This is a genomic window from Oceanimonas sp. GK1 (genome assembly GCF_000243075.1).
In the GTDB taxonomy this organism is placed as follows: domain Bacteria; phylum Pseudomonadota; class Gammaproteobacteria; order Enterobacterales; family Aeromonadaceae; genus Oceanimonas.
This window is the reverse complement of record NC_016745.1, coordinates 2,594,000-2,606,682: the sequence shown is the minus strand read 5'-3', so window position 1 is coordinate 2,606,682 and position 12,683 is coordinate 2,594,000. Positions and strand designations below refer to the sequence as shown.

9 protein-coding genes, 1 tRNA gene and 2 riboswitches are annotated in these 12,683 nt (G+C 61.8%); of the genes, 3 read left to right on the top strand and 7 right to left on the bottom strand.

The features are described from left to right. Positions 1–66: 66 nt before the first annotated feature. Positions 67–1,404: a lysine-sensitive aspartokinase 3 gene (lysC, locus tag GU3_RS12295; protein WP_014292859.1), complete on the bottom strand. Its 1,338-nt coding sequence runs from the start codon at positions 1,402–1,404 to the stop codon at positions 67–69. A gap of 68 nt (positions 1,405–1,472) precedes the next feature. After that, positions 1,473–1,644, bottom strand: a riboswitch (Lysine riboswitch). A gap of 82 nt (positions 1,645–1,726) precedes the next feature. Beyond that, the gene (gene argA / locus GU3_RS12290; protein WP_014292858.1) at positions 1,727–3,055 is read right to left on the bottom strand and encodes an amino-acid N-acetyltransferase; all 1,329 of its coding nucleotides are present in this window, start codon (positions 3,053–3,055) and stop codon (positions 1,727–1,729) included. Between the two features lie 250 nt (positions 3,056–3,305). Here argA and nhaD point away from each other — a divergent pair, with 250 nt between their 5' ends. Continuing rightward, positions 3,306–4,751, top strand: coding sequence for a sodium:proton antiporter NhaD (gene nhaD / locus GU3_RS12285; protein WP_014292857.1), 1,446 nt, complete (start codon positions 3,306–3,308; stop codon positions 4,749–4,751). Between the two features lie 57 nt (positions 4,752–4,808). Here nhaD and GU3_RS12280 read toward each other — a convergent pair whose 3' ends face one another. The 4 genes from GU3_RS12280 to nagA form a co-directional block, all read right to left on the bottom strand. Further along, the gene (locus GU3_RS12280) at positions 4,809–5,372 is read right to left on the bottom strand and encodes a TMEM165/GDT1 family protein (protein ID WP_014292856.1); all 564 of its coding nucleotides are present in this window, start codon (positions 5,370–5,372) and stop codon (positions 4,809–4,811) included. 23 nt (positions 5,373–5,395) lie between these two features. Then, a riboswitch (yybP-ykoY riboswitch) is annotated at positions 5,396–5,569 on the bottom strand. 46 nt (positions 5,570–5,615) lie between these two features. Beyond that, the gene (locus tag GU3_RS12275) at positions 5,616–5,933 is read right to left on the bottom strand and encodes a translation initiation factor (protein ID WP_014292855.1); all 318 of its coding nucleotides are present in this window, start codon (positions 5,931–5,933) and stop codon (positions 5,616–5,618) included. After that, entirely contained in the window at positions 5,930–7,144 is a 1,215-nt protein-coding gene (locus tag GU3_RS12270) for an ROK family transcriptional regulator (RefSeq protein WP_014292854.1), read from the bottom strand. Before GU3_RS12270 ends, GU3_RS12275 begins: the two co-directional genes overlap by 4 nt. Next, the gene (gene nagA, locus GU3_RS12265) at positions 7,141–8,283 is read right to left on the bottom strand and encodes an N-acetylglucosamine-6-phosphate deacetylase (protein ID WP_014292853.1); all 1,143 of its coding nucleotides are present in this window, start codon (positions 8,281–8,283) and stop codon (positions 7,141–7,143) included. Before nagA ends, GU3_RS12270 begins: the two co-directional genes overlap by 4 nt. Before the next feature lie 155 nt (positions 8,284–8,438). On the opposite strand from nagA, the gene nagE reads away from it, so the two are divergent. After that, on the top strand, positions 8,439–9,926 hold the full coding sequence (nagE, locus tag GU3_RS12260; RefSeq protein ID WP_014292852.1) for an N-acetylglucosamine-specific PTS transporter subunit IIBC: 1,488 nt from the start codon (positions 8,439–8,441) through the stop codon (positions 9,924–9,926). A gap of 494 nt (positions 9,927–10,420) precedes the next feature. On the opposite strand, the gene GU3_RS12255 is transcribed toward nagE, so the two are convergent. Next, positions 10,421–10,496, bottom strand: a tRNA-Asn gene (locus tag GU3_RS12255). Positions 10,497–10,647: 151 nt separating this feature from the next. Here GU3_RS12255 and uvrB point away from each other — a divergent pair. Then, positions 10,648–12,648: an excinuclease ABC subunit UvrB gene (uvrB, locus tag GU3_RS12250; protein ID WP_014292851.1), complete on the top strand. Its 2,001-nt coding sequence runs from the start codon at positions 10,648–10,650 to the stop codon at positions 12,646–12,648. The last annotated feature ends 35 nt before the right edge of the window (positions 12,649–12,683 follow it).

The following is a 12,683-nucleotide window of genomic DNA, read 5'->3' as shown; positions in this document are numbered from 1 at the left end:
GCTCCGCAAACAAAAACGGCGCTGTGACCACACAGCGCCGTTTTTTCTGGTGTGCTGCTTCGGGCGTTACGCCGGCAGCAGCTCCCTGTGCAGATCGGCGATGACCTGGCCGGCGACCGCTTCATCCACCAGGAAGCAGAAATTGTGGGGGCTGGCGCCGTAGCAGATCATGCGAATGTTGACGTCGTTGACCGCCTGGAACACCCGGCTGGCGGTGCCGCCGGCCTCGCTCATGCGGTTGCCGATCAGCGCCACCAGCGCCAGGCCGTCTTCCACCTTGAGGTGGCAGTGCCTGGCCAGCTCGTCCTGGACTTCCTGGGTCAGCAGCTCGGCGCCGGCGTCCAGGGTGAGGGACACGCTGATCTCGGAGGTGGTGATGAGGTCTACCGAAATCTTGTGTTTGGCCAGAATGCCGAACACCTCGGCCAGAAAACCGTGGGCCTGGAACATGCTCTGGCTGGTCAGGGTTAGCAGTACCTGGTTGCGGCGCAGGGCCAGGGCCCGGAACAGCGGCTGGCTGGGGGTGCTGTTGCGAATCCAGGTGCCGCCTTCTTCCGGCGCTCGGCTGGAGCCCACGAACACCGGGATCTGGCAGCGTACCGCCGGCTGCAGGGTGGCCGGGTGCAGTACCTTGGCACCAAAGGTGGCCATTTCGGATGCTTCGCTGAAGCTGATTTCGGGAATGGCGCGGGCCTCGCTCACCAGTCGCGGATCGGTGGTGTAAATGCCGGGCACGTCGGTCCAGATTTCCACCGCGGCGGCGTCCAGCGCCTCACCCAGCAGGGCGGCGGAGTAATCGCTACCGCCCCGCCCAAGCGTGGTGGTGCGGCCATCGGGGGCGGCACCGATAAAGCCTTGGGTGACCACCAGCTGTTTGTCGCACAGGGGTTTGAGTTCTTTTTCCACTTCCGCCTTGAGGTTGGCCAGGTCCGGGGTGGCGCGGCCAAAGCGATCGTCGGTACGCATTACCTTGCGCACGTCAAACCAGACCGCATCGGTGCCCCGGCGGCGCAGCAGCTCCACAAACAACCGGGTCGACATCAGCTCCCCTTGAGCCACAATCTCGTCGGCAAGGGCCTTGGTCGGGCTGATGGCGGCGCTGTCGGCCAGCTCGCGAATGTGGTTGAGAATGTCGTCGATGTGTCGGGTCAGCATCTCGGGGTGATCCAGGCTGTCGAGAATGCCGTGCTCAATGGCGGTCAGCTTCTGCAGCAGTTGTTCCCGCTCTTGCGGACCATGGCTGCCCGAGGCCAGTGCCACCAGCAGGTTGGTGACGCCGGAGCTGGCGCTCAGCACCGCCAGCCGGGTACCGGAGTTTTGTTCGAGAATGGCGGCGCAACGGCCCATGGCATCGGCGTCGGCAACACTGGTTCCACCGAATTTGGCTACAACGGGTTGGTTCAAGGCAAGCTCCTTGCTTTTACTGGGTAATTTCAAATTACGGGGGGAACGACTGCGAAGACATGGAAAGGTCATCAGGAAGCACTCCACCCAACAGGTGACAGCCCGAAGGATTCAGCCTTCGCGGCCGACCGCGACCGTTCTGCCACCGGCCGCCGTCTCGGCGTTGCTCCCCTGACCGGCGATCCTCGGAGTGGCGACTCCTGCTGCCGGCTGCCTGAACAACGCGCCTCTTCTCATTTCATTGTTTCAGCACATGGTACTGAAACGGCCCTATAACTACTGACTTCAGGCTCTGCTGTCAATGGTTAAGGGGGTAAATCGTTCAGTTCAGCTCTTTGATCATGATCTTGGAGCGGCGCTGAAAATTGTACAGTTTCTGCTTGCCCATGGGCAGGGCGTCAACATCCACCGGCTTGAAGCCCCGCTCCTGAAACCAGTGAATGGAGCGGGTGGTCAGAATAAACAGCCGGCTCATGCCGCGCTTGCGGGCCTGCTCTTCGATCTTTTGCAGCAGCATGTCGCCCCGGCTGCCCCGGCGGTAGTCCGGGTGAATGGCCACGCAGGCCATTTCCGCCATGCCTTCCTCGGGAAAGGGATAAAGGGCGGCACAGCCAATGATGGCGCCGTCTTTTTCGATGATGGTGAACTGGTCGATTTCCATTTCCAGCTGCTCCCGGGAGCGGCGAACCAGGACACCTTCCTCTTCCATCGGCCGGATCAGATCGAGAATGCCGCCAATGTCGTCGATGCGGGCCTGGCGGGCTTGCTCGGCACTCAGGCTGACGATCTGGGTGCCCAGGCCGTCCCGGGTAAACAGCTCCTGGATCAGGGCGCCGTCTTCCCGGTAGCTCACCAGGTGGCTGCGGGGCACGCCGCCCCGGCAGCTGGAAATGGCCGCGCGCAGGTAGCGGGCGGTGCCCGACAGGCTTTCTCCCTCTTCCAGCAGCTTCTGCAGGTGCACCTCCGCCTGCTCGGGGAACAGTTCGGCAATGGCCACGCCGTCTTCATTGAGCACGCCGCGCTGGGAGCAAAAGCCGATCAGCTTGTCGGCCTTGAGTTCAATGGCCAGCCGCCGGGCCAGCTCTTCCGAGGACAGGTTGAAACTTTCGCCGGTCACCGAAAAGCCGATGGGGGAAATCAGCACGGTGGCGCCGTTGGCCAGCTGATGGTGAATGGTGTCGGTGTGAATGCGGCGCACCCGGCCCGAATGGATATAGTCGACACCGTCATCCACCCCCAGCGGCTGGGCAATGACGAAGTTGCCGGTGACCACGTTGATGCGGGCATTCTGCATGGGGGTGTTGACCAGTCCCATCGACAGCCGGGCGGTGATGTCCATCTGCAGGCCACCGCAGACGTCCTTGATCACCCGAAAGCTGGGTTCGTCGGTGACCCGGGTGTGCTTGTGAAATACACCGCTCAGCCCCGCCTCGGCCAGGCCGCGGTCTATTTGGGGGCGGGCGCCGAACACGATCACCAGCCGAATGCCGAGGCTGGTGAGCAGCGCGATATCGCTGATGATGTTGGGAAAGTTATCCTGATCAATGGCTTCGCCACCCAGCATGATGACAAAGGTGGAGCCGCGATGCAGGTTGACATAGGGGCTGGATTGACGAAACGCCTTGACCAGGGCGGCATCATTTTCGCGCACGGACTTGTCCTTGGTAGCCTGAAAAACACGGTTTATCATCGTGAAAATTCATGCAAAAAACAAGATTAAATATTTAGTTTATTTCCGTGGACGCCATTGCTGACGCAGGTTGAATTTTATCAAAACTGAGAACCGTGTCGGGTAACCGGACTGCGCCGTTTCCCGGCTTTATGATAGCCTTTTCAAGGGCTTTCCCGCGCGCGGGAAAAAGCCGGTAACTATAGCCAAAACAATAAAAGCGAGAATAACAATGACAAGGAAACTGTGCCTGTTCCTGGGTGGCCTGGCGGCGTTGTCGAGCACGCCGGCCCTGGCTGCCGCCACCGGACAACTGGATCTCACCACCACCGGGGTGGGGGTGTTTGCGGTGGCCATCTTCGTGGTGGCCTACCTGCTGGTGATGGGGGAAGAATACCTGCACCTGCGCAAGTCCAAACCCGTGCTGATTGCCGCCGGTATCATCTGGACCGCCATCGGCTGGACTTACATGAATCACGGCATACCCGGTGTGACCGAAGAGGCGTTTCGTCTCAATTTGCTTGAATATGCAGAGTTGCTGCTGTTCCTGCTGGTGGCCATGACCTACATCAACGCCATGGAAGAGCGACGCTTGTTCGACGCCCTGCGTGCCTGGATGATTCGCCGGGGCTTCAGCTACAAGTCGCTGTTCTGGCTGACCGGTTTTCTCGCCTTTTTCATCTCGCCCATCGCCGATAACCTGACCACCGCCCTGCTGATGTGCGCCGTGGTGACCAAGGTGGCCGAAGGGGACAAACGCTTTATCAACCTGTGTTGTGTCAATATCGTGATCGCGGCCAACGCTGGGGGGGCCTTCAGCCCCTTTGGGGATATCACCACCCTGATGGTATGGCAGGCGGGCATCGTCAAGTTCAATGAGTTCTTTACGCTGTTTATTCCGTCGCTGGTCAACTATCTGGTGCCGGCATTGGCGATGAACTTCTTTATCGAAAACCGCAAGCCCGCGGCTCAGTATGAAGAGGTGGAGCTCAAGCGCGGTGCCATTCGGATTGTGCTGTTGTTCCTGCTGACCATCGCCTCCGCCGTGGCCTGCCACAGCCTGCTGCACCTGCCGCCGGTCCTGGGCATGATGACCGGTCTTGGCTATCTGCAGTTCTTCGGTTATTACCTGCGCCAGACCCTGCCGGGCTCACTGGCCCGCAAGCGTGCCATGGCCCGCAAACGGGGCGACGACGAAGCACTGAAGCGGCTGGGCAGTGTGGTGCCCTTTGACGTGTTCAGCCGGGTGGCCCGGGCCGAGTGGGATACCCTGCTGTTCTTCTATGGCGTGGTGATGTGCGTGGGGGGCCTGGGCTACATGGGCTATCTGGCGCTGGTGTCGGATCTGCTCTACAGCCAGTGGGACGCGGTATACGCCAATATCACTCTGGGGGTGCTGTCGGCCATCATCGATAACATTCCGGTGATGTTTGCGGTGCTGACCATGCAGCCGGAAATGTCCCATGGCAACTGGCTGCTGATCACCCTGACCGCCGGCGTGGGCGGCAGCCTGCTGTCTATCGGCTCCGCCGCCGGGGTGGCGCTGATGGGGCAGGCGCGGGGCATGTATACCTTTGCCGGGCACCTGAAATGGGCTCCGGTCATTGCCCTGGGGTACGTGGCCAGCATTGCCGTTCACCTCTGGCTCAACAGCGACAGCTTTAACCTGTACGGCTGACAGCAACAGGCCCCGCAATGCGGGGCCTGTTTTGTGTTGCCGCTGCCGAAACACCGCTTACCACGGCCACCATAGGGTGGTTACCCCCAGTGCCACAAAGATAAGGGCGCTGACGCCGTGAACCCAGTGCATGGGAATACGGCCGGCGCCCTTGTGGCCCACGAACACCGCGGGCAGGTTGGCCACCATCATGCCCAGGGTGGTGCCGGCCACCACCAGCCAGAACTCATCCACGAAGCGCGCCGCCAGCAGGGTGGTGGCAATTTGGGTCTTGTCGCCGATCTCCGCCAGGAAAAACAGCACAAAGGTGGCCACAAAGGGGCCCAGGCGGTAAAAGCGACTGTCTTCGTCGTCCGGTTTGTCGGGGATCATCATCCACACTGCCATGGCGAAGAAGGAGGCCGCCAGCAGCCAGCGCAGCCACAACGGATCCAGCCAGCCTTGTATCCAGACGCCCACCGAGCCGGCGAGGGCATGGTTAAGCAGGGTGGCGAGAAAAATACCGAATACGATGGGAACCGGCTTTCTGAACCGGCAGGCCAGCACCAGGGCCAGCAGCTGGGTCTTGTCGCCGATCTCGGCGATGGATACCGCCAGGGTAGAGGTGGTCAGTGCTTCCAAGAGTCATACCAAAGGGGACGGGGTTATTGTTACCAATGAGCAGACGTCTGCCGCCCGTCCCCGGTATCGGCACTCGTCTGTCAAAGGTCTCGTCAAACCCGCTAAGGTCACGGCCACCATGGTGATTGTGCACCAACTATGTTGACGACCGTCTTCGGGATGGCTCCCGATAGCGACTACTCCCCCTTGAGCAGGGAAGTGGCTATTTTAGTCATTTGATCTGCCAGTTCAAGGCCATTGTGCTCAGCCCCCGACCTGCTTCACAGAAAAACCGGCCTTTTCCAGCCATTGTTTTATCTGCGCGAGGCGATCGCCCTGGATTTCGATCACGCCTTTTTTCACCGCGCCGCCGGTGCCCAGCTGTTTCTTGAGTTTCTTGGCCACCTCGCCCACCCGGTCGGGGCCGATGCCATATACGCAAACGACGCCGGCGCCCTTGCGGCCTTTGGTTTCCCGGCGCAGGCGCACCAGGCCGTCATCGGGAAACAGACCCGGATCGGCCTGGCCGCCGTTTTGCTCCGGCTGCCAGTCGGGATCGGTACTGAAAACAATATTGCTCATGCTTTTGGCTCCATAATGCGTTGCAACAGCTCGCCTTCCAGCAGGGCGCGCTTGACCAGGGCGAGGCCGCCGATGGTCTGATCGTCCTGAAAGCGGGCGCGTATAATGGGCTGGCCCTGATGAAAGCCGGGTAGGGACTGATGGCTGATGGCCCGGTTGATGATCGGAAACACGATCTCCTCGGCCTCGCACAGGGCGCCGCTCAGCAGCACCTGCTGCGGATTGAACAGGTTGACCACAATGGCCACCGCCTGGCCGAGGCGCTCGGCGGCTCGGCGCAAAATGGTCAGCGCCAGCCGGTCTTCGGCCAGCGCCGCCCGGCACAAGGCACTCATGGTCAGCGGCTGGCCCGCCAGGCAGCTGTCATAGCCCTGCTCCAGCAGGCGTTCGGCCTGACGCAGCAGGGCGGCATCGGCCACCATGGTTTCCAGGCAGCCCACATTGCCGCAATCGCAGCGGTCCCCCAGCGAGTCCATGTGAATATGCCCGATCTCGGCCACGTCCCGGCCCTGGCTCTTGAAAATGCGGCCCTCGGTGATGATGCCGGCGCCCACGCCGTGATGCACACTGACCAGCACCGAGTCGAGGCTGTCCCTGGAGGCGCCATAATAATGTTCGGCCAGGGCCTGGGCGCGAATGTCGTTGCCGATAAACACCGGCAGCCCCAGGGCGTCCCCCAGTTGTTGTGCCAGGGGCTCCCCGGCCAGGGGATAGCTGGGGTGATAAATGACCCGGCCGGCCTGAGCATCGGTGAGGCCGGGCATGATCACGGCCACCGCCACCAGCCGGCGTTCACTGGCGTGGCGCTGAATAAAGTCGGCGATGTGCCGGTGCAGGGCGGCCAGCAGAATGTCGCGTTCCCGGCGGGGAAAAGGAATCACCTGACGGCCATGCTCCCTGCCGGACAAATCATACAGGGTCAGTTGCAGCTCTTCCCGGCCCAGCTTGACCGACACCAGGTAAAAGTCCTGAGTGACCGTGGTGAGGGAAATGGCGCGCCGGCCACCGGTGGAGGCCTGGTGCTCCAGCTCGCGAATCAGCCCCTGCTCCAGCAGGGCGCGGGTGATCTTGGTGACGCTGGCCGGCGCCAGGTGGCTGAGCTCGGCGATGCGCACCCGGGAAATGGGGCCCCGGCTGTCGATTAGCCGATACACGGCCGAGCTGTTGACCTGTTTGACCAGGTCGACGTTAGCGATTTTTCCGCGGGTCATGATGAAAGCTGTCCGTTGACGACGGTGGTCACGACGTTGAAGTGTGCGTCAAATGCTACCAGATTGGCGACCCGGCCGGGAGAGGCCGTGCCGAGATGGGCCTCCAGCCCCAGCGCCCGGGCCGGATTGCGGCTGGCCATGGCCAGCGCATGTTCAAGGCTCAGCCCCGCCTGCTGTACCAGGTTTTTCACCCCCTCGATCATGGTCAGCGCCGAGCCTCCGAGGGTGCCCTGTTCATCAACGCACTGGCCGTCTCGCAGGTAAACGGTGGTGCCGCAAAAGTCGAACTGCGCAAAGCCTGCCGGGGCGCCGGCGGCGGCGGTGGCGTCGGTTACCAGGCACAGGCGCTCGCCCAGCACCCGGTGGGCCAGCCGAATATTGGCGTAATGAACATGATGGCCGTCGGCGATAATGCCGGCGCCCACATGGGGGGCGTCAAAGACCGCCCCCACGGCGCCGGGCTGGCGGCCGTTGGCGGTGGGGGTCATGGCGTTGTAGAGGTGAGTGGCAAAGCCGATGCCGGCGGCAAAGCCGGCCATGGCCTGATCGTAGTCGGCGCCGGTATGGCCCATGGCAAGACGAATGCCGGCGGCCTTCAGCCGTGCCAGGTGTGCCGGTTCGTTCACCTCGGGGGCCAGGGTCAGCATGGCGATGGCGGCGGCGTTGTCACACAGAAATTCCAGCATGGCGGCATTGAGGCGCCGGATCTGTGCCGCCGGGTGAATGCCCCGGCGCGCCAGGTTGGTGTAGGGACCTTCCAGGTGCAGACCGGGCACCCGGTAGGGGTGTTTGCCCATGTAATCGCGCACCACCGCCACCGCCTTGCGTATGTGCGCGTCGGGGCAGGTGATGAGGGTGGGCAAAAAGGTGGTGGTGCCGAAAGCCAGGTTGGTGGCGTGCATGCGGTCGAGGGTATCGGCGTTGATGGCATCGTTGAACATGACGCCGCCACAGCCGTTGAGCTGCAGATCGATAAAGCCGGCGCTGAGCACGGCGCCGTGCAGCGGAATTTGCGTGAGCCCGGCATCGAGCGCCTGCTCGGGGACCAGGGCCAGGATGCGCTCGCCGTCGATCACCAGGGCGGTGTCGGTATGCAGGCGTTCGCCGTCAAACAGGGTGCAGTGAGTCAGGGCGTACATGGGGTTACTCCGGGCAGCAAAACAGACGGGCGTCGTGCTGCTGAAAATGGCGCATGTCTGGAACCTTGATGGGCAATGTTGTTTTTATAATAAAAAATGTGTCGGTTCCTTACCATGGGCCGGCGGGCTGGCTTGTGATACGCAAGGAGAACACCGTGAAGCTGTTGGGATATCTGCAAAAACTGGGCAAGGCCCTGATGCTGCCCATTGCCACCCTGCCGGTGGCGGCCCTGCTGTTGCGCCTGGGGCAGCCGGATTTGCTCAGTATACCCTTTATGGCGGCGGCGGGCGGTGCCATTTTCGATCAACTGCCGCTGCTGTTTGGCTTAGGCATTGCCGTGGGGCTGGCCAAAGACGAGGCGGGGACGGCGGCCCTGGCCGGGGCCGTGGGCTATGTGGTGCTGACCGGGGCCGTGGTCACCATCAACGCCGACATCAGGCTGTCGTTTTTCGGGGGCATTATCGCCGGCATCATCGCCGGCCACAGTTATAACCGTTTTCACGGGGTCCAGTTGCCCGACGCGCTGGGCTTTTTTGGCGGCAAGCGGCTGGTGCCGATCATGACCGGCCTGTTGTGCCTGCTGGCGGCGGTGAGCGTCGGATGGGTCTGGCCGACCGTTCAGCAGGGTATCGACGCCTTTGGCCGCGCCGTTGCCGGCTCGGGCCCACTGGGGCAGTTTGCCTACGGCGTGCTGAACCGGGCGCTGATCCCGGTGGGCCTGCACCATGTGCTCAATTCCCTGTTCTGGTTTGGCCTGGGCGAGTGCGTCAAGGTGAGCTTTGAGGCGGCGGGTCCGTTGCAGAATATCTGCTTGTCGCCGGCACTGGCGGGCACCCTCAGCCTGGGTGGCGCCGTGCCCGGGGTGGACGGCGCCACTATTACTCAGGTGGCCGATGAGGTGATTCGGGGCGATCTGAACCGCTTTTTTGCCGGGGATCCCACCGCCGGGGTGTTTATGGCCGGTTTTTTTCCGGTGATGATGTTCGGCCTGCCGGCGGCGGCCCTGGCCATGGTGCTGGCCGTTCCCAAGGGACGGCGCGCCCGCATCGGCGGTTTGCTGCTGTCGGTGGCGCTGACGTCCTTTCTGACCGGCATTACCGAGCCGCTGGAGTTTACCTTCATGTTTCTGGCGCCGCTGCTGTACGGTCTGCACGCCCTGCTGACCGGGCTGGCGCTGGTGGCGGCCAACGGACTGGGCGTGCTGCACGGCTTTGGCTTTTCTGCCGGCCTGTTTGATCTGGTGCTGAACTGGGGGCTGGCCACCCATCCCTGGCGGCTGCTGGGACTGGGGCTGGTCATGGCGCTGGTCTATTTCACGGTATTTTATACCGCCATTCGCATGTTGAATCTGGCTACGCCCGGTCGGGAGCCCGATACGGCGCCACCGGCCAAGGCCGGCGAGGATCTTGCCGACGACATGATTGCCGCCCTGGGCGGGGCGGCGAACCTGGAGCACATTGACGCCTGCATTACCCGGCTGCGGCTAACCCTGCGCAATACCGCCCTGGCAGACGATGCCCGGCTCAGGACGTTGGGTGCCCGTGGGGTGGTCCGTCTGGATAAACATCATCTGCAGGTGGTGCTGGGCTCCCGCGCCGATGCCATGGCCGAGGCCCTGCGGCGGCGGCGAGCGTCATCATAATGACGCTTTTCATGCTTTAGCGATGTATTTAGCGTTAAAGGGAATAAAAAACACCTCATCCTTCGGCTCGGGGCCCCTTTCCGGCGACCCTGTCTGTAAAAAACCAACAAGACCCGTGCCACTCTCGAGCCTTGACCTGTCGACAATTTTTTGTGTTTCGTTCGGCACTGAAATGGCCGCGGGTTATACACAGCCGCGGAAAGCCTTGTGCCGGCAGGGATGCAGCAGGTTATCCACCATTTCTGTGGATAAGGGTGTGGATTGAGTGAGCGGAACCGGTGAGAAGCCAGACAGGACGCGGCTTTCAATTAAGGCGGTAAAAAAACAGGCAAAAAATAAGATTAATAAAATCAATAAGATAAAAAATGCAACGGAAAAATCCCGCTCGGTTTATGAACACCGGCGAGGCATGGAACAAAAACACAAGAATGTGAATGTTTGTTCGGGAGAGTGGTTGACGAAGTGGATAAGTCAAGGGCCGGAAGGCGAAAAACTGGCTCCCCCTGCTGGACTCGAACCAGCGACATACGGATTAACAGTCCGCCGTTCTACCGACTGAACTAAGGGGGAATCTCATGAAGAGGCCGCGAATAATACGTGCCATGGGGGGGCGGGTCAAGCCTAAAATGACGTTTTGCCCCTGGCGGCGGTCAGCGTGCTTTTTTGCCTAAAAACACCGGTCGGGGGTACACTGGCCCGGCACAGTGAGGAGGCAGGGCCGATGAGTAAAACATTTCAACTGGTGAGCGATTATCAACCGGGGGGCGATCAGCCCACCGCCATAGCAAAACTGCTGGACGGGATTGAGTCCGGACTGGCACACCAGACCCTGCTGGGGGTGACCGGCTCCGGCAAGACCTTCACCATGGCCAACGTCATTGCCACCCTTAACCGGCCCACCATGGTGCTGGCGCCCAACAAGACCCTGGCGGCCCAGCTTTATGGTGAGATGAAGGAATTTTTTCCCCACAACGCGGTGGAGTATTTCGTTTCCTATTACGACTACTACCAGCCCGAGGCCTATGTGCCGACCACCGATACCTTTATTGAAAAGGACGCCTCCATCAACGATCACATCGAGCAGATGCGGCTGTCCGCCACCAAGGCGCTGATGGAGCGGCGGGATGTGATCATCGTGGCCTCGGTATCGGCCATCTACGGTCTGGGGGATCCCCAGTCCTACCTCAGCATGATGCTGCACCTGCGCACCGGCGATGTGCTGGAGCAGCGGGACATGCTGCGCCGGCTGGCGGAGCTGCAATACACGCGCAACGACGCCGCCTTTCAGCGGGGCACCTTTAGGGTGCGGGGCGAGGTGGTGGATATCTTTCCTGCGGAATCGGACTGTGAGGCGGTGCGGGTGGAATTGTTCGACGATGAAATCGAGCGCATCAGCCTGTTCGACCCGCTCACCGGTGCCGTGCTGCAAACCCTGGCCCGTTTCACCATCTACCCCAAAACCCACTACGTCACGCCGCGGGAGACCTTGCTGCAGGCCATTGAGCACATCAAGCAGGAGCTTAATGAGCGCAAGGCCCAGTTGCTCTCGGCCAACAAGCTGCTGGAAGAGCAGCGCATCAGCCAGCGCACCCAGTTCGACATCGAGATGATCCAGGAGCTGGGTTATTGCTCCGGCATCGAGAACTACTCCCGTTACCTGTCGGGCCGGGCCGAAGGCGAGCCGCCGCCCACCCTGTTTGACTACCTGCCCGGCGACGGCCTGCTGATCATTGATGAGTCTCACGTCACCGTGCCCCAGATCGGCGGCATGTACAAGGGCGACCGTTCCCGCAAGGAAACCCTGGTGGAATACGGCTTCCGTCTGCCCTCGGCGCTGGACAACCGGCCCCTGCGTTTTGAGGAGTTCGAGGCGCTGATGCCGCAAACGGTGTTCGTGTCGGCCACGCCGGGTCCTTATGAACTCGACAAGTCCGGCACCGACATCGCCGAGCAGGTGGTGCGGCCCACCGGCCTGCTTGACCCCGAGCTTGAGGTGCGACCGGTGGCCACTCAGGTGGATGACTTGCTCTCCGAAGCCCGGCTGCGTGTGGCGCGGGGCGAGCGGGTGCTGGTCACCACCCTCACCAAGCGAATGGCGGAGGACCTCACCGAGTACCTGAACGAGCACGGCGTCAAGGTGCGCTACCTGCATTCCGACATCGACACCGTGGAGCGTATGGAGATCATTCGCGATCTGCGCCTGGGCGAGTTTGACGTGCTGGTGGGCATCAACCTGCTGCGGGAAGGCCTGGACATGCCGGAAGTGTCCTTGGTGGCCATTCTCGATGCGGACAAGGAAGGCTTTTTGCGCTCCGAGCGCTCCCTTATTCAGACCATAGGCCGGGCGGCGCGCAACCTTCATGGCAAGGCCATTCTTTACGCCGACCGCATTACCCGCTCCATGGCCGCCGCCATCGGGGAAACCGAGCGGCGCCGGGCCAAGCAGCAGGCCTTTAACGAAGCGCACGGCATAGTGCCGCGGGGCCTCAACAAGCGCATTACCGATGTGATGGATCTCGACGGTACCAAGCGGATAGGCTCCAAGCGGGCGAAAGAGAAAACCCCGCTGCCCGAGCATCTGCCCAGCGCCAGGGAGCTCAGCCAGCAGATTGACGAGCTGGAAAAACAGATGCTGGCCCATGCCCAGAACCTGGAATTCGAGCAGGCGGCGGCGGTGCGGGATCGTATTCACCTGCTCAGGGAGCAGCTGATCCGCAGTTGAAGAAAGAAGGGAAGGAGAATAACGCCGCCGGTGGC